This is a genomic window from Porphyromonas pogonae (assembly GCF_036320655.1).
In the GTDB taxonomy this organism is placed as follows: domain Bacteria; phylum Bacteroidota; class Bacteroidia; order Bacteroidales; family Porphyromonadaceae; genus Porphyromonas; species Porphyromonas pogonae.
The window spans coordinates 1,385,543-1,403,475 of the sequence record NZ_CP143258.1; the positions used below are offsets into that span (position 1 = coordinate 1,385,543).

A 17,933-nucleotide genomic window follows, 5' to 3' on the forward strand; every position below is an offset into this window, starting at 1 on the left:
TATGAAAGCTTTCTGGAAAAGTATTCTACTGGGTGTTGCTCTCTCTCTCATGCCTGCCGTCTTGTGTGCGCAGGAAGAAACTGAGCCCGATGAAATGGAGCAGTTCAAAATAGAAGTCGAGTATATTCTAAACAAACATAACTATCCCGGGCTGTCTATCGGACAAATCAAGGTTAAGAATATCCTTTTTGGCCCTGATATGGTTACTATTTTCGCATCGGAAAATTGTGCTTACATTCCATTTAGGGAAAATAACGTACACCTTATTTATGAAAGCATCAAAGAAGCTTTGCCATCCGTATACGATGGATTTAAGGTGAAGGTAATTACTGATGACAGACCTATCGAGGAATTGATACCTCGAGTATTGAGATATAATAAAGACAGCAAGCGTGAGGTTTTTAATACATACGACGGTAATCCTTTGGTGCGCAATCTGGCACTGCCGTATAGTGTGAAGAAAGGACTCACCAATCGCCATATAGCTATGTGGCAGAGTCACGGATTTTACTATGAGCAAAAGTTGCGCAGGTGGGAATGGCAGCGGGCACGTATCTTTGAGACGGTAGAGGATCTTTACACTCAAGGCTATGTATTACCTTATTTGGTGCCTATGCTGGAACATGCAGGAGCTTGCGTGATGCTTCCCAGAGAAAGAGATGTAAATACTGAGGAGTATATCATAGACAATGATCCCGGTGTGGGGCAAAAAGGCTATGAGGAGCAGAACGGAGACAAACCTTGGATCACAGGCGCGGATAGGGGATTTGCATACAGCAACTTTTATTATCAAGATTATCAGAATCCTTTCAGAGACGGAACATACCGTCAGGCCGAGACTATAACGGATGGAAATGAGAGTAAAGCGTCGTGGAGTGTCAAAGTCAATAAAACGGGTTACTTTGCTGTATATGTTTCCTATAAATCACTGCCCAACTCCACTGACGAGGCTATCTACGAAGTGAACCACATGGGCGGAAGTACCCGTGTAGCAGTAAATCAGACTATGGGAGGCGGTACATGGATCTATATTGGAACTTATAAGTTTGACAAGGAAAATCCATCGGCAAACAAGATTACTCTAACCAATAAATCCGGCAGCAAGGGACGTATGGTAACAGCAGACGGCATTAAGGTTGGCGGTGGTATGGGCAATATAGCTCGTGGTACAACACAAAAGATAGGTAAGAAAAAAATAGAAGTGCCCTATGAGATTAGTGGTTATCCTAGATATACCGAAGGGGCACGTTACTGGTTACAATGGGCAGGTATGCCGGATAGTATCTATTCTGAAAGTCACGGCAAGAACGACTATACCGATGACTATAAGTCACGTGGGCGATGGGTCAATTATATTTCCGGAGGCTCTGTTATCAATCCTACAGAAAACGGTCTTCACGTCCCGGTAGATATGGCGTTTGCTTTCCATAGTGATGCGGGTACTACTTATAATGATTCTATCATCGGTACACTTGGTATCTTCTTTACGAAATCATATGACGGCCTTTACGAAAACAGATCCTCCCGCTATGCTGCCAGAGATCTTACCGATATGATACAATCGCAGATTGTCAATGATGTGCGTACGCTGTACGAGCCGAGATGGACACGCAGAGGGATGTGGAATAAGAGCTACTTTGAAGCCAAAGATCCGAAAGTCCCTACAATGCTTTTGGAGCTGCTTTCGCATCAGAACTTTGCCGATATGCGTTACGGGCTTGACCCCAGATTCCAGTTTACGGTGAGCCGCTCTATTTATAAAGGTATCACCAAGTTTTTGGCTTACCAGCAAAAAACCGATTATGCGATACAGCCATTACCGGTGGATAACGTCAACGTCCTCTTTGATTCACAAGACAATGAGCGAGCTATACTCCGGTGGGAGCCTGTAGACGACCCTATAGAGCCTTTTGCAAAAGCCAAAAGTTATGTTGTGTATGTGAGGGTAGATGATGGAGGCTTTGACAACGGTAGAGTAGTGCGCAAAAATCAGTTATCTTACAAGATACTTCCCGGTCACATCTATAGTTTCAAGGTTGCAGCATTGAATGACGGAGGAGAAAGCTTCCCTTCCGAGATTGTTTCTATAGGCAAAGCTCCGCAAAGCAAGGGTACTGTCCTTGTTGTAAATGGATTTGACCGTATATCAGCCCCTACTGATTTTGTTGCAACAAGAGATTCATTGGCCGGATTTGTAAATAATTTGGATCATGGAGTACCTTATATAAGGTCAATCAGTTTTGTAGGACAGATGAAAGAGTTTAGGCGAACAATTCCTTGGATGGATGACGATGCTTCGGGCTTTGGGGATAGTTACGGTAACTATGAAAAGATAGTGATTGCCGGTAATAGCTTCGATTATCCCTATTTGCACGGACAGTCTATCATGCAAGCCGGTTATTCGTTTGTCTCTTCAAGCAACGAGTCTGTCAAAGAACGTATGGTGAGCCTTACTGATTATCCTATTGTGGATTGGATATTGGGAAAGCAATGTCAGACCAAGATGGGACGAGGAGGTGTAAAGCCACTGGAGTTTAAGACTTTTGACAGCGAAACGCAGAAGATCATACAGACTTACTGTAATTCCGGTGGTTCGTTCTTTGTTTCCGGATCTTATGTCGGCACAGACCTATATGACAACCCACTGATTAAATCGACAAAAGAAGATCGTGATTTTGCTGAGAAGACTCTCAAATATATGTGGCGTGCTTCCAAAGCGGCTGCAGGCGGTAGCTTTAAATCTGTGGTGAGCCCTGTAACCCAATCGACTAAACAATATAACTATTGTAGCAGAATGAACCCCGAGGTATATGCCGTAGAATCACCTGATGCTATAGAACCGGTAGACGATCATGGATACACTTTCATGAGATATAGCGAAAACAATCTAAGTGCCGGTGTGGCCTATGAAGGGAATTACAAGACATGTATTTTGGGATTGCCATTCGAATCTATTATCAATGCGAAATCAAGAGATGAGATTATGAAGTCTGTTTTGGATTTTTTGATGCCCAAAGAAAACCCGTATAAACCCACTCCCAAACCTCTTGTTACAGATAAGAAATCAAAAAAACGAAAATAATCCATATGATTACTTGCTTCATTTCATACTCCGCAGGTACTCCTGTAGAACCTGCTATAGCAGCTTTCAGAGACAGTGCACTGACTGATAAGATATTCTTGATCCCTGATAGTGATGTTTCATCAGAACAAGTGGCGGACTCTACTATTCTTGTGGATGGGTCATTCTATACCACCAGGGGTTTGCAACGGATAGCGGATCAGGCGCAAGGTGACTATACTTTGTTTTATACGCAGAGCACCAAACCAGTATTGGGCCTATTTGCTTTGGAACGGCTTATCGATATAGCACGGGACACTCAAGCAGGCATGATCTATTCCGATCATTACAAGTCTAAAGGTGGTACTGTGGTAAGTGCACCTGTGATAGACTACCAAGAGGGGAGTCTGCGTGATGACTTTGATTTTGGTTCTCTGATGATTTTTCGGACAGATGTACTCAAAGATGCCATAGCTCGAGCCAGTGGAGATTATACCTATGCAGGGCTGTATGATCTTAGGCTTAAATTATCACAAAGAGCAAGTATTATACATGTCAATGAGTACTTATATACGGATGTCGAGTATGATGCACGCCTTAGCGGACAAAAGCTTTTTGACTATGTGGATCCACGCAATAGGGTTAAGCAGATAGAGATGGAAGCCGCTTGTACTGCTCACCTCAAAGATGTTGGGGCATACTTGGTGCCGACGTTCAGAAGCATTGATTTTAGTGATCTCGAATTTCCTTTCGAAGCCTCTGTAATTATTCCGGTTCGCAACCGTATCGCTACTATTCGTGACGCCGTGAAGTCAGTATTGTCGCAGAAAACCCGTTTTAAATTCAATCTGATTGTTGTCGATAATCATTCGACGGATGGTACCACAGAAGCTCTACGTGAATTTAGTCACGATGATAAACTTATTCATATTGTCCCAGAAAGAACGGATTTGCAGATAGGCGGATGCTGGAATACAGCAGTTCACCATCGTGAGTGCGGTAAATTTGCTATCCAGCTTGATAGCGATGATGTTTACAAGGATGAGCATACGTTACAGAAGATAGTCGATGCTTTCTATGAACAAAACTGCGCTATGATAGTCGGTACTTATATGATGACTGATTTTGATTTTAATACTTTACCACCCGGCGTGATCGACCATAAAGAATGGACTCCCGACAATGGCCGTAACAATGCTTTGCGTATTAATGGGCTGGGTGCACCCAGAGCTTTTTATACTCCACTGTTGCGTCAGATCAATCTTCCCAATACGAGTTATGGCGAGGACTATGCATTAGGTCTTCGATTCTCTCGCCATTATCAGATTGGCCGCATCTATGACGTATTATACTTGTGTAGGCGATGGAATGATAACTCTGATGCAGCATTGGATGCAGAAAAGACAAATAGGAACAATTTCTATAAAGACAGGATACGTACTTGGGAATTACAAGCTCGTATAGCTTATAATAAAAATAGGGTAGTATAGAGTGGAGTGATCCTTTGAATAATATAAGAAAATTGATGATGGACTTCAATCTCTTTTTTGAAAAACAGCTGGCCGTTTGGGAGCAAGCGCGAGATAACTATGAAGCTTTGTCCCGTGTACGGTACCGTACTATCAATATAGACGGTATAGAATATACTGTACAGTATAATCCCGGCAGGGAGCGTTCGTCATCGGCAAAAGTGGATAGCGCGTCTATCAGTTCAAGGAGATGTTTTCTTTGTGACAATAATTTGCCCCCAGAGCAGATAAAGTGTGATTTTCTTTCCCGCTATCATATCCTGATCAATCCATACCCCATCTTTCCCATACATTTTACTATTCCCTGTAAGACACATACCTCTCAATCAATGGAAGGGCGCCTTGATGATTTTTTGATTCTGGCGAAAGAAATGGAGGGTTTCGTGGTATTCTACAATGGAGCTCGGTGTGGTGCTTCTGCTCCCGATCATTTGCATTTCCAGGCCGGAAATACACGTTTTCTGCCTATAGAGCGGGATTATTTGTATATGAGTACAGCGCATAGTATACTTATGGGGCAAGAGACTACACTGGCACTGATGAAAGATAAGCTTAGAGGAACTTTCATGATCAGTTCATCATCCGCTTCCGGTGTAGCTACTACTTTTGAAAAACTGTTGGAAAGCTTTAAGCAATCATCGCTATATGTCAACCCGGGGGAAGAACCCATGATGAATATTATTGCTTTTTACAAAGACAACCGCTACACCCTCTTCGTATTCTTTCGTAGAGCTCACAGGCCTTCATGCTATTACCAAAGTGACAATCCTATGCTTATTAGTCCAGGTGCCGTGGATATGGGAGGTGTATTTGTGATGCCCAAAGCAAAAGACTTCGATAGGATAGATGCTAATATTCTTCGCTCCGTATTGAGTGAGGTATGCTATTCCCAAGCGGAACTTGTCCCAATTATGAGGTGCCTCTGGCATAATCAGGAGCCTCTTGTAAAAGTTGGGATTCTCGAAAATAAACATGCAACAATAGATTTCATCACTCCTTATCAATACAACAAGAGCCTGAATGTAAACGGTAGCATTGAGCTTGAAGCAGAGGGTAACCGTATTTTGTGGAAAGGTGGTATGTATGACGAATTGTATTTCAAGGCTCCCACAATTGACTCTGTGTTTCAGATCAATGATGTGGTAATTGGCATAGACTTTCATTGGGAGCGAAAAGAGAATCAACGCTTTCATGGAGATCTTAAGGTGATCGTTCATGACGGAAAGCTCGTATTGATTAATATTCTTAGGGTTGAGGAATACCTCAAAAGTGTTATTTCATCAGAGATGAGCGCTACTTCTTCCTATGAACTGCTCAAAGCTCATGCCGTGATATCCCGTAGCTGGTTACTTGCTCAAATAGAGCAGTCAAGTCCTGCCCACAATCATAATAGTATACAGAAGAATGATGCGGACGAAGTGATGATGTGGTTTGATAGAGAAGATCATGAGCTGTTTGATGTCTGTGCAGACGACCACTGCCAGCGATATCAGGGCATTACTCGCAAGACCTCACCACTAGTCGAACAGGCTGTAAAGGAAACCGCAGGGCAAGTGCTCACCTATGAAGGCGTTTTGTGTGATGCCCGATTTTCTAAATGTTGTGGTGGGATTATGGAGGAGTTCGATACTTGTTGGGGTGATATTCATTACCCTTATCTCAAGAGGAAAGCCGATGTGGCTCTTCAGCCTGATTCTCTTCCCGACCTGACTTTAGAAGTTAATGCTGAGCATTGGATACGCACTTCGCCCGAAGCTTTCTGTAATACTAACGATAGAAATATTCTCACCCAAGTGCTCAATAATTATGACCAGGAAACGACTGACTTCTATCGCTGGAAGGTGACTTATAGTCGCCGAGAACTCTCGGAGCTCCTTCGTAATCGTTCGGGGATAGATTTCGGTGATATTATAGATCTTATTCCTGTAAAACGGGGACCATCAGGCAGGATGTCTATGTTGCGTATCAAAGGTACACTGCGGGATATGACAGTGGGTAAAGAACTCATCATTCGTAAGTGGTTATCTCGTACTCATCTTTACAGCTCGGCCTTTGTTGTAGACAAAGAGTGTGATTCTGTAGGCGATCCCGCTACTTTTATCATCACCGGGGCAGGCTGGGGACATGGAGTGGGCTTGTGTCAGATAGGTGCAGCGGTTATGGCACATGAGGGATATGATTATTTATCCATTTTGAAACATTATTACATACAAGCAGAAATAACATTGAGATACTAACCGGTGAAATAAATTATCATGAAAAGAGAAAGAAGAACTCCTTGGGCGTGGATCCCTACCTTGTACTTTGCAGAAGGATTACCGTATGTAGCGGTAATGACCATAGCCGTAATCATGTACAAGCGTTTGGGGTTGTCCAATACGGATATAGCGCTCTACACTTCATGGCTTTATTTCCCATGGGTTATCAAACCGCTTTGGAGTCCGTTCGTTGATCTTATCAAAACCAAACGCTTCTGGATTGTATCCATGCAAGGGCTTATTGCTGCTGCATTTGCTGGAATTGCCTTTTTTATTCCGGCTGATTTTTATGTCAGAGCTACGCTTGCATGCTTTTGGCTTATGGCATTCAGCTCTGCCACCCATGATATTGCTGCCGATGGTTTTTACATGCTTGGCCTCACTACAGGTGAGCAGGCTCTGTTTGTCGGTATTCGTAATACATTCTACCGCCTTGCCAATATTTTCGGACAGGGCATACTCGTGATGATAGCAGGCCTTATCGAGCAAGGTGTCATATTCCCTTCGCTTAGAGGTAACATCCCATTAGCATGGAGCCTTACTTTCTATCTCATGGCAGGTCTCTTTATCCTTTTTACACTTTATCATTTTCTCATATTGCCCTATCCTGCTCAGGATAAACCACGCAAAGAGGTAAACGCTTCTCAGTTGTTTTCGGATTTTGGTAAAACGTTCGCAACATTCTTTCGCAAAAGAGACCTGGGGCTCATGTTTTTCTTCTTACTGACTTATCGCTTGGGAGAGTCACAACTTGCCAAAATAGCAGCTCCCTTTCTTTTAGACTCCGTAGACAAAGGCGGCATGGCTTTGAATACCGCTACTGTGGGTATGATTTATGGTACTATAGGTGTTATTGCTCTCCTTGTGGGAGGTATTATCAGCGGTTATCTGGTTTCCAGGGACGGTTATAGGAAATGGCTCATACCTATGGCTCTTGCCATCAATATACCCGACCTGCTCTATGTATTGCTGGCTTACCTCCAACCACTGTATGCAGACCAATTACAGTCTATGCCTACCTGGACTGTAGGCGCAATGCATATGGATAGGCAGATGATATGGAATATCATTGTATCGGTTTGTGTGGCCATTGAGCAACTTGGGTATGGATTCGGCTTTACCGCTTATATGATGTATCTGATCTATATTGCCGACGGTGAGTACAAGACCGCTCACTATGCCATTGCTACAGGTTTTATGGCTTTGGGTATGATGCTTCCCGGTATTCCTGCGGGTAAGATACAAGAACTTCTGGGGTATTCTCATTTCTTTATCTGGGTATGTGTCTGCACTATTCCTGGTATTATTGCTGCCAATATTATCAGACATAAGATGGAACCCGATTTTGGAAAAAGAACTAAATAAGATATGGGTATGAAAAAGATTTTATTCCTCACTTTTATTACGCTTATAATCTCCTCATTCATGCATGCAGGTAGGGTTGAGACAGGGTTGGAACGATTGATAAGAGATAATTTCAGAGCCCTCCAAGGCAAACGTGTAGGGCTTATAACCAACCCTACAGGTGTGAATAGAGAACTTAAATCTACCATAGACATCCTACAAGAAGCTCAGGGCGTAAATTTGGTTGCACTCTATGGCCCCGAGCATGGTGTAAGGGGCGATGTATATGCCGGAGATAAGATTGCTGGCGGAAAGGATGAGAAGACAGGGCTTCCCGTCTATTCCCTATATGGTGCTACACGCAAACCATCACGGGAGATGCTGAAAGATATAGATGTCTTGGTCTACGATATCCAAGATATTGGTTGCAGATCCTATACTTATATCAGTACCATGGGTTTGGCTATGGAAGCTGCTGCAGAGAATAATATTGAATTTATAGTACTTGACCGCCCCAATCCTTTGGGGGGAGAAAAGATAGAAGGGTGTGTTACAGAAGACAACTGTATATCATTCGTCAGCCAATTCAAAATCCCTTACATCTATGGGCTCACATGTGGGGAGCTAGCCAGAATGATCAATGAGTTGTTTATGCCTCGTGGGTTGGAATGCAATCTCAAGGTCATCAAGATGAAAGGCTGGAAGCGAAAAATGATTTTTGCAGATACGGGACTGCCATGGGTGCCTACTTCTCCGCATATACCTGAGTCACTCTCGGCTCTATTCTATCCTGTTTCCGGTATCTTAGGAGAGTTAGGTTTCTTTTCTATAGGTGTTGGTTATACGATACCTTTTCAGATGTTTGCTGCATCATGGATACATGCCGGTGATTTCGTACGTGAACTCAATGCGCTTCATTTGCCGGGTGTGATATTCAGACCCATCTATCTCAAGCCATTCTATTCTGTGGGTAAGGGTGAGCAGTTGGAGGGGGTGCAAGTCTATTTCAGTGATTATCGCAAGGCTTCGCTGAGTGAGATACAGTTCTATATCATGCAAGTAGCAGCATCCCTATATCCGGAATATAAAACATTTGTCAAAGCCGACCCCTCTCGTTTTGGTATGTTTGACAAAGTCTCCGGATCCAAGGTGATAAGGATGCTTTTTTCTCGTCGTTATTTATGGGAGGATGTCAAGGGGTATTGGAATAAAGATGTCAATCACTTTGCACAATTATCCCGTCCTTATCATCTCTATTGATTGGTTACATGATGTTATTTATATAGTCTTTGTCAATAAATTATACACAATGGAAAAGACAACAACAAAGCGGTTATTAGCTTTGGATATTCTTCGAGGTATTACCATAGCCGGTATGATTCTCGTCAATAATCCGGGCACGGGCAGCAAGGTATACGCTCCGCTGGAGCATGCTGAGTGGAATGGCCTGACGCCTACCGATCTGGTTTTCCCGTTTTTCATGTTTATCATGGGGATTTCCACCTATATTTCATTGAGAAAATATGATTTCAGATACTCTCATCCCTCTGCTATGAAAATTGTGAGGCGTACTATCGTGATCTACGTTATAGGTCTTGCCATCGCTTGGCTGTCTTTATCTTTCAGAACATGGCATAGTGCAGATCTTGCAGGATTACCTTTTGGGGAGAGGCTATGGAAAGCTATCACTAATTTCGAACACTTACGCCTATTGGGTGTCATGCCGCGTTTGGCTATTTGTTATGGCGTTGCCTCTATTATCGCCCTTACCGTCAAACATCGGCATATCCCCTATTTGATAGCGATATTACTTATCATTTACACTTTTATCCTATTTATGGGTAATGGATTTGCTTATGACGAAACTAATATTTTGTCTCGTGTAGATAGAGCTGTTCTAGGCTTAAATCATATGTATAAAGATCATGGGATAGACCCGGAAGGATTGCTTAGTACTATATCGGCTATAGCACATGTACTTATAGGGTTTTGTGTCGGTAAAGTGATGATGCGTACACATGATATCCATCAGCAGATCGAGCGACTCTTCCTTATCGGTACCATACTCACGTTCGGAGGGTTCTTACTTGCCTATGGTTGTCCCATTAATAAGAAGATCTGGTCGCCTACATATACATTAGTTACATGTGGACTTGCAGCAAGTTTTCTTGCGGTATTGATTTGGATTATTGATGTCAAAGGCTACAAGCGTTGGAGTCGTTTCTTCGAGGCCTTTGGTGTCAATCCTTTGTTTATGTATGTCCTCGGAGCTATCTTTACGATATTGTTGACCGGGATTAATTTCAATATAGATGGGCATACCAAGAATATTCGCAATATTATCTACGAATATCTGCTCAATCCATTGTTTGGCGATTATGGTGGTTCACTGGCTTATGCGTTGTTGTTTGTAGCGTTCAACTGGTGTTTCGGATATATTTTATACAAAAAGAAAATTTACATAAAGATATGATTCTAATAGGTGATAGCGGTTCTACCAAGACTGACTGGGCTTTGGTTGATCGCTCAGGGAGTGTACTCGAAATCAAAACCGAAGGGACTAATCCCTTCTTTCAGACTGAAGATCAGATTTGTAGTGTGATTGAGCAAAGCCTGCTTCCCCAACTTACGCGAGACGTAAAGTTGAGTGAGATTCATTTCTATGGTGCGGGTTGTGGCTTTGAAGATAAGATACTCATGGTACGCAAGGCTTTGGGTAAATATCTTACCGTATCAGGAGAGATCTGCGTCTCTACCGATATGTTGGCTGCTGCACGAGCTCTGTGCAAGCACTCGGAAGGTATTGCTTGCATTTTGGGTACGGGATCCAATTCTTGTCATTATGATGGTGAAGAGATTGTCAAGAATGTATCTCCCCTCGGATTCATATTAGGTGATGAGGGCAGTGGAGCAGTCTTGGGGAAATTATTTATCGGAAATATCCTGAAAAACCAATTCCCCGAACATCTCAAGGCTGAATTTCTTGATGAGTATGCTATTACCCCAGCCGATATTATAGACAAGGTTTACCGCCAGCCTTTTCCCAATAGATATCTTGCAACATTCTCACCTTTCATTCTCAAACATTTATACGTACCCGAGGTAAGGGGTATGGTTTATAAAAGCTTTGTAGATTTCATCACTCGCAATGTTTGTCAATACAAACTACACCTGCCTGTCCATTTTGTGGGATCGGTAGCTTATTATTATCAGGACATATTACGTGAGGTACTGTCTCTGCACCGTTTCGAAACAGGTATTATACTCAAAAGCCCTATGCAAGGCTTGATCGAATTTCATCAACAATGATTACAATCAGTCTGAACTATGTTTAATAAAATATCAGAGCAACCATCCCTCTATGATCATTTGGAGGACAAATCGGTAAGGGAGATCCTCGAAGACATCAATCGTGAGGATCTGAAAGTGGCTCTTGCCGTACAAAAGGCTATTCCGCAAATCGAAAAACTGGTAGAGCAGATTGTGTCACGGATGCAACTGGGTGGTCGTATATTTTATATGGGAGCAGGTACCAGTGGACGATTGGGCGTATTGGATGCTTCCGAAATACCGCCTACCTTCGGTATGCCTCCCTCATGGGTTATAGGCCTTATTGCAGGTGGTGATACCGCCTTGCGCAATCCCGTTGAGAGGGCAGAAGATAATACCTCAAGAGGGTGGGAAGAACTTATGGAACATGATATCTGTGACCTTGATACCGTCATAGGCATTGCCGCCTCAGGTACTACTCCTTATGTCATAGGTGCTTTGCGAGAAGCTCGAGCCCATGGTATTCTTACAGGATGCATTACCAGCAATCCCGGTTCGCCTATGGCAGAAAATGCTGATTATCCTATAGAGATGATTGTAGGCCCGGAATATATCACGGGAAGCTCACGCATGAAGTCGGGTACAGGCCAAAAGATGATCCTCAATATGATCAGTACTTCCGTAATGATCAGACTGGGCAGGGTCAAGGGTAATAAGATGGTAAATATGCAACTGAGCAATAGCAAACTTGTGGATAGAGGTACTCGCATGCTTGTAGAGGAGTTAGGGTTGGACTATGAGACTGCCAATAGTTTATTGCTCAGGTATGGATCGGTCAAGAAGGCTGCAGACGCTTATCGTAAAGGTAATGATAATCATCACATAGGAAATGAAATATGAAAAAGTTGCTTATTACACTTATGTTACTATTTCCCTTTGTTTTATATTCACAGCAAATACCTCGGGCACATCCTGAGCAAGTGGGGATAGACGGCGTACATCTCAGCCTTGTGGATGGGTTGATACAATCGGCAATCGATACCCATGAGATCCCCGGGGCCGTGATTGGCGTTGTCAAAGATGGATGTATGGTTTATAAAAAGGCATACGGCAATAAGCAGGTTTATCCTCGCATTATACCTATGACAGACAACACCGTTTTTGATTTGGCTTCCGTAAGCAAATCGATCTCTACAGCTATTGCGGTGATGATACTTGTAGAGCGTGGCGTTATCAGGTTGATTGATCCGGTGAAATATTACGTTCCTGATTTTGACAATTACCGTGATACTACCGGACAGGAAGTCCCTATTACGGTGATGAATCTGCTTACTCATTCTTCAGGATTGCCCCCGTATGCTCCTGTAGAGGATTTGAAACAAAAGTACGGAGCACCCAACCCTGATGGACTTATAGACTATATCTCACATTGCCCACGGCATTATATCCCCGGCAAGGGATTCGATTATAGTTGTCTCAACTTTATCATGCTACAGCGTATTGTAGAGAAGGTGAGCGGAATGAATCTCGCCGATTTTGCTGCTCGTAATATCTTTGGTGTACTCGGTATGATACATACTTGCTATACCCCCGGAGTAATGCTGAGACCGCTGTGTGCTCCCACCGAAAAGCAGCCTGACGGCAGATGCTTGCAGGGGCAGGTGCATGACCCTCTCGCTCGAATCATGAATGGTGGGGTATCGGGTAATGCAGGAGTGTTCTCTGATGTAGAGGATCTGGCTATACTTGTTACCGCCTTGATGAACGGTGGGGAGTATAATCACCGACGCATCCTCAGCCCGGCTTCTGTAAAGCTTATGACATCAGTGCAATCCATCAGTGAGGCATCGGGTAGGACACCCGGATGGTCATCCTCAAGGACAGACTCGAACATGGGAGACCTATTTGGCTCTCATACTTATGGGCATACCGGCTATACGGGTACATCCGTAACCATTGATCCTGATACACGTACGGCTGTGATATTACTCACCAATAGAGTACACCCTGCAGATACTACGTCGGTAAGTCGCCTCAGATGGTGTGTATCCAATGTGGTGGCATCATCGGTATTGCCTATAGATCAGCCTTTCCCCCTCTATTATTATGCACGCATGCAACACTTTAGCCAAGAGCCTGCATTGTCTGCAACTGATGTGATATTCCTTGGGGATAGTCTTACAGAAGGTGGCGACTGGTGTAAGCTTTTGCGTAAGAAACATGTCGTAAACAGAGGCATTAGTGGGGATACCGGCATGGGGATCTATAGCAGACTGGCTGATATACTCCCGGCACACCCTCGAAAGATTTTCTTGATGTGTGGTGTAAATGATATATCCCATGGCCTTAGTGCTGACAGTATAGTGAGCCTAATAGATATGAATATCTCGCGTATACAATATGAGTCGCCGGAGACTAAGCTTTATTTGCAAAGTCTCTTGCCTATCAATGAGTCATTTGGGAGATGGAAAAAGCTCGAAGGTAAAACGGATCTTATCCCCGAAATCAACCAAAAACTGGAAGTGTTGGCAAAAGATAAGAAGATCCCTTACATTGATCTCTTTCCTTTATTTGTAGAGCCTGGCACACACATCATGCGCAAAGAGCTTACCAAAGATGGGTTACACCTCAATGATACGGGCTATGGAATCTGGAGTAAGGTATTGAAGCGTTATCTTTAATTTTATGTTGCTTTCTTTTTGTATCGTTGAAGGGCTGTTTTGTTGCATTTGTCAAGAAAATAGCCCTTCTTCTTTTCTGGGATTAAGATCCGCTTGATAGGTAAATTTATACTCTTGACAAAGGCTTACAAATGTATTATCTTTGTTAGAGATCAATTATTCGGATTATACTCTCATATATGTTTATCTATAAAAGCTCTACAATAGATTATACAAGTAATTATAAGTCGATAAGGCTCGGTTGCCGATGCTTTATGGAGAGTGTTTTTCGTCCCGAACTATTGCTTTATTCTTGGTTGCTCTATCAACTTCCTATCATATAATTCATGTCGGTTTTGTGACCTTAGCAATCGGTTTGCATTTTGTCTTATTGTCTTCTTTGTTCTGTGTATAAAATCAATTGTCCTTATATGAGACTGTTGCAAAAGTCAACAGTCTCATGGATTTTGGAGGCAAAGCCGACAAAAGACACTTTGACCGAGCAGAGAAGGTAAAGTGCAAGGCGCTAAGAGTGAGTGCACAGGGAGTTTACTTCAGGTAAATGACCAAGCGAGAATCTCGCAAGCAACGAAGCAATTTGCCTGCTATGCAACGGTCTCTATATGATAAATCTGCTGACTTATCATATAAGGACAATCAACTCATCGTATACGGACAACAGACTTTGCTACACGGACAACAGACACATCATAATGGTTTTGGAATTTCTGATACATGTACCATATGTCCAAAACTTAGAGTAAATAAATATAGCATATGAAACAAGTATTTTTAAGATATTTCTTTTACAAGCTATAGCAGCAAGGTCATTTTATTAAGCCTTAATATTTATCTGTTTTAAGAGATAAAAAAGCCCATTCTTATTTGAACTTTGTACAAATAAGCCTGATAATACAACTGCAATATAAGTGATTTGAACTTAAGCTGCAGGTTGATGAATAATTTTAGTTGATTAGACGATAACTTGTTAGATCACCTTACCCGGGGAGAAATATTAATCCCGGATTTGACAAAATGTCAAATCCGGGATTGCTTCTTATAATAAAATAGAGTTTTATACGGTGGCAAATCTGCGTGTCCTTGCTAGCATACATGCCCCCACAACTCCGGCTTTCTCTCCTAAACATGCAGTGACAATCTCTGTGTCTTTATTTACAAGATTGAGGGAGTAGGTTCTTACCACAGTTTGGATAGCTTGTGTGAGGTAATCTCCTGTAAGAGATAGGGTACCTCCTATAATCACCAATTCGGGGTTGAAGATATTGATGAGTGTAGCTACCTGTTTTCCCAGTTTACGACCTATCTCGCCTAATACCTCCAAGCAGAGTATGTCTTCCTGATTGGCAGCATCTATGATGTCCATGAGAGAGATTTCCTCACCGGCCAGTACTCTTTCCGTAAGGATAGAGCTTTCGCCGTTTTTGATTCTCTCGACCACAATACGGTGCATGGCGTAGCCACTGACCTCAGTCTCCAAGCAACCTTTCTTACCACAGTGGCAAAGAATCTGATTGTCATAGGTACTGACGTGACCAAACTCTCCACTGAAACCGGACTTACCCATATAGATCTTACCATCGAGAATAATTCCCAATCCAATACCCCAACTCATATTGATGTACAATACGTTTTTGGATGAATGTTGCAAACCGCAACCTTGGGTATACTCGCCATAGGCCATACCACGAGTATCGTTGTCGATGGTGACACGTGTTTTGAGCTTATCGGAAATGATAGCGGTAAGAGGTCTGTTGCTATCAAAATTGAAAATGGAATGGCTATGTCCCGTATCTGGGTTGATACGTCCCGGTAGATTGATATTGATATTCAGAATGTTTTGTCTTTTGACACCACATTCTGAAATGAATGTTTGAATTAGAGAGCACATCTCCTCAAGTTTTTCCGGAGTGTTGTCGAGCATATAGGGGATGTCATACTCTGTTTTGACCATATTGCCTACAAAATCGATGAGCCCGATGTTGAGCGAGTGATGCTTAACGTCTACACCGATAAAGTAACCGGCTTCAGGATTGAGCCCGTATAAAATAGGATAACGTCCGCCGGCTGTTTCAAGTTTGCCGTAATCTTTGAGGCAGTTGCAATTCATCATGTCCGTGATGAACTTGGTTACCGTGGGAACACTCAGATTAAGCACTTTGGCTAAGTCTGTAATCGTGGATGCACCGTGTTCGATGTAATAAGCAATAATCTGCTTTTTGATCTGAGCTGATTTTGTGCTCTGCTCAATTTCTTCTAATAGTTCCTGATTCATAATTATATGTGTTTTTCGATCATAAAAATATTCAACTGTTAAAAAAAGATTGTCGCTAAAATTTAGGGTTTACTTATACTAACTCTTGTTACGAGGTTTACCTTGTGTGCCGAATGATCTTTTACCGTTTTTGTTGCCATTACCATTTTTCCTGAAAGACTTCTTTCTCGGTGGAGCCGGGTTGTAAGGCGGAGTCTCTCCAAATTCGGAGTCGATGGGTATTTTATATACTTGTTTGCCCAAGAAGCTCTCAATACGACTAAAGTCGGTTTGTTCACTTTCCGAAACAAATGTGATGGCAAGTCCTTCTCCATTGACGCCCCTGGCGGTGCGTCCTATGCGGTGTACATAATCTTCTGGATCACGAGGTATATCATAATTGATCACAAGTCTGATCTCATCAATATCGATACCTCGAGCTACGATGTCTGTAGCAACAAGTACATCTACATTGGCGTTTTTGAAGTCCTTCAATACCACTTCTCTTGTGCTTTGTTCCAAGTCAGAGTGCATTTCTCCTGCCTTGAAGCCTTTTCTCTTGAGTGCAGCGGCAAGTTCTTTCACCTTCAGTTTGGAAGATGAAAAGATAATAGTACGCTTTGGGGGAGATGCTTTGAATAAGTCAAGTAGGATGGGCATCTTTTGTCGTTCATAGCATATGTAGGCCGACTGTAAGATGGTCTCAGGGGGCTTGGACAATGCTATCTGAACTTCTTCTGGATCTTTCAAAATACTGTTGGCAAGCTTTCTGATTTTAGGAGGCATTGTGGCCGAAAACATGATTGTTTGGCATGTTTTGGGCAGTTGATTATATATCTGCATGATATCCTCATAGAATCCCATGTCGAGCATCCTGTCGGCTTCGTCCAATACAAAGCATGATACAGAGGATAGGTCGGCCGTACCCAAGTTGAGCATGGATATGAGTCTGCCCGGAGTAGCTATGATAATGTCTACTCCCATGTCAATACCCCTTTTTTGTTGCTCCCAGGTAATACCATCGGTGCCACCGTAAACCGCTACGGCAGAAACAGGGAGAAAGTACGAAAAGCCTTCCACCTGCTGATCTATTTGCTGTGCCAATTCTCGGGTTGGAGCCATAATAATAGCATTGACCCGATCTTCCGGATATAAACCTCTACTTAAATTATTGATAATGGGCAGTAGGTAAGCTGCGGTTTTTCCGGTACCTGTTTGGGCACATGCAATAAGGTCTTTTCCCTGTAATATTAATGGAATCGTGGCTTGTTGAATGGGTGTCGGCTCAGAGAAATTCATCGCATCCAGACCATCCAATACTTCATCTTCCAATTCAAACTCTTCAAATCTCATTTTATTAAAAATGTTTCATACAAAAATAAATATATTTTCAAATATACCAATAAAACATGGTTATTTTTTAATCATGACTTTGTACAATTATAGAGAATAGTGTCAAAAAATGAATTTTTACATTAGTCTTGAAAAGTATTAATTAAATGCTTTGATTATTTATTTTATTGAAAAAAGTACTTTGTA

Annotated in this window: 12 protein-coding genes; 10 read left to right on the forward strand and 2 right to left on the reverse strand. The window is 42.5% G+C overall.

The window, feature by feature from the left end; all coding sequences use genetic code 11:
• Position 1: 1 nt before the first annotated feature.
• From VYJ22_RS05310 to VYJ22_RS05355, 10 genes are all read left to right on the forward strand, one after another.
• Positions 2 to 3,082 (forward strand): golvesin C-terminal-like domain-containing protein, encoded by a 3,081-nt coding sequence (locus VYJ22_RS05310; RefSeq protein ID WP_329905484.1) that lies wholly within the window; start codon positions 2 to 4, stop codon positions 3,080 to 3,082.
• On the forward strand, positions 3,082 to 4,551 hold the full coding sequence (locus VYJ22_RS05315; protein ID WP_329905576.1) for a glycosyltransferase family 2 protein: 1,470 nt from the start codon (positions 3,082 to 3,084) through the stop codon (positions 4,549 to 4,551). Before VYJ22_RS05310 ends, VYJ22_RS05315 begins: the two co-directional genes overlap by 1 nt.
• A gap of 35 nt (positions 4,552 to 4,586) precedes the next feature.
• Positions 4,587 to 6,827 (forward strand): DUF4922 domain-containing protein, encoded by a 2,241-nt coding sequence (locus tag VYJ22_RS05320; RefSeq protein WP_329905485.1) that lies wholly within the window; start codon positions 4,587 to 4,589, stop codon positions 6,825 to 6,827.
• A gap of 18 nt (positions 6,828 to 6,845) precedes the next feature.
• Complete coding sequence (locus VYJ22_RS05325) at positions 6,846 to 8,213, forward strand: MFS transporter (RefSeq protein WP_329905486.1); 1,368 nt, start codon at positions 6,846 to 6,848, stop codon at positions 8,211 to 8,213.
• A gap of 9 nt (positions 8,214 to 8,222) precedes the next feature.
• Positions 8,223 to 9,452, forward strand: coding sequence for an exo-beta-N-acetylmuramidase NamZ family protein (locus VYJ22_RS05330; RefSeq protein WP_407989413.1), 1,230 nt, complete (start codon positions 8,223 to 8,225; stop codon positions 9,450 to 9,452).
• Between the two features lie 49 nt (positions 9,453 to 9,501).
• Entirely contained in the window at positions 9,502 to 10,665 is a 1,164-nt protein-coding gene (locus VYJ22_RS05335) for an acyltransferase family protein (protein WP_329905487.1), read from the forward strand.
• Positions 10,662 to 11,501 carry a BadF/BadG/BcrA/BcrD ATPase family protein gene (locus VYJ22_RS05340; protein ID WP_329905488.1) on the forward strand — a complete coding sequence of 280 codons (840 nt, stop codon included), beginning with the start codon at positions 10,662 to 10,664 and terminating at the stop codon, positions 11,499 to 11,501. The genes VYJ22_RS05335 and VYJ22_RS05340 overlap by 4 nt, the downstream gene beginning before the upstream one ends.
• An 18-nt stretch (positions 11,502 to 11,519) precedes the next feature.
• Positions 11,520 to 12,362, forward strand: a complete 843-nt coding sequence (gene murQ / locus VYJ22_RS05345; protein ID WP_329905489.1) for an N-acetylmuramic acid 6-phosphate etherase — start codon at positions 11,520 to 11,522, stop codon at positions 12,360 to 12,362.
• Positions 12,359 to 14,143 carry a serine hydrolase gene (locus VYJ22_RS05350; RefSeq protein WP_329905490.1) on the forward strand — a complete coding sequence of 595 codons (1,785 nt, stop codon included), beginning with the start codon at positions 12,359 to 12,361 and terminating at the stop codon, positions 14,141 to 14,143. The genes murQ and VYJ22_RS05350 overlap by 4 nt, the downstream gene beginning before the upstream one ends.
• A gap of 541 nt (positions 14,144 to 14,684) precedes the next feature.
• Positions 14,685 to 14,903 carry a hypothetical protein gene (locus VYJ22_RS05355; protein ID WP_329905491.1) on the forward strand — a complete coding sequence of 73 codons (219 nt, stop codon included), beginning with the start codon at positions 14,685 to 14,687 and terminating at the stop codon, positions 14,901 to 14,903.
• Between the two features lie 294 nt (positions 14,904 to 15,197).
• Here the strand turns inward: VYJ22_RS05355 and VYJ22_RS05360 are convergent, their stop codons facing one another.
• Complete coding sequence (locus VYJ22_RS05360; protein ID WP_329905492.1) at positions 15,198 to 16,415, reverse strand: ROK family transcriptional regulator; 1,218 nt, start codon at positions 16,413 to 16,415, stop codon at positions 15,198 to 15,200.
• Positions 16,416 to 16,493: 78 nt separating this feature from the next.
• A complete protein-coding gene (locus VYJ22_RS05365; protein ID WP_329905493.1) occupies positions 16,494 to 17,747 on the reverse strand; it encodes a DEAD/DEAH box helicase in 1,254 nt (417 codons plus the stop codon).
• Between the last annotated feature and the right edge of the window lie 186 nt (positions 17,748 to 17,933).

What these genes read in the sequence shown, in the direction of transcription:
- VYJ22_RS05310 (WP_329905484.1), top strand. Translation starts at nt 2, where the DNA reads ATGAAAGCTTTCTGGAAAAGTATTCTACTGGGTGTTGCTCTCTCTCTC.
- VYJ22_RS05320 (WP_329905485.1), top strand. Translation starts at nt 4,587, where the DNA reads ATGATGGACTTCAATCTCTTTTTTGAAAAACAGCTGGCCGTTTGGGAG.
- VYJ22_RS05325 (WP_329905486.1), top strand. Translation starts at nt 6,846, where the DNA reads ATGAAAAGAGAAAGAAGAACTCCTTGGGCGTGGATCCCTACCTTGTAC.
- VYJ22_RS05330 (WP_407989413.1), top strand. Translation starts at nt 8,223, where the DNA reads ATGAAAAAGATTTTATTCCTCACTTTTATTACGCTTATAATCTCCTCA.
- VYJ22_RS05335 (WP_329905487.1), top strand. Translation starts at nt 9,502, where the DNA reads ATGGAAAAGACAACAACAAAGCGGTTATTAGCTTTGGATATTCTTCGA.
- VYJ22_RS05340 (WP_329905488.1), top strand. Translation starts at nt 10,662, where the DNA reads ATGATTCTAATAGGTGATAGCGGTTCTACCAAGACTGACTGGGCTTTG.
- murQ (WP_329905489.1), top strand. Translation starts at nt 11,520, where the DNA reads ATGTTTAATAAAATATCAGAGCAACCATCCCTCTATGATCATTTGGAG.
- VYJ22_RS05350 (WP_329905490.1), top strand. Translation starts at nt 12,359, where the DNA reads ATGAAAAAGTTGCTTATTACACTTATGTTACTATTTCCCTTTGTTTTA.
- VYJ22_RS05355 (WP_329905491.1), top strand. Translation starts at nt 14,685, where the DNA reads ATGACCAAGCGAGAATCTCGCAAGCAACGAAGCAATTTGCCTGCTATG.
- VYJ22_RS05360 (WP_329905492.1), bottom strand. Translation starts at nt 16,415, where the DNA reads ATGAATCAGGAACTATTAGAAGAAATTGAGCAGAGCACAAAATCAGCT.
- VYJ22_RS05365 (WP_329905493.1), bottom strand. Translation starts at nt 17,747, where the DNA reads ATGAGATTTGAAGAGTTTGAATTGGAAGATGAAGTATTGGATGGTCTG.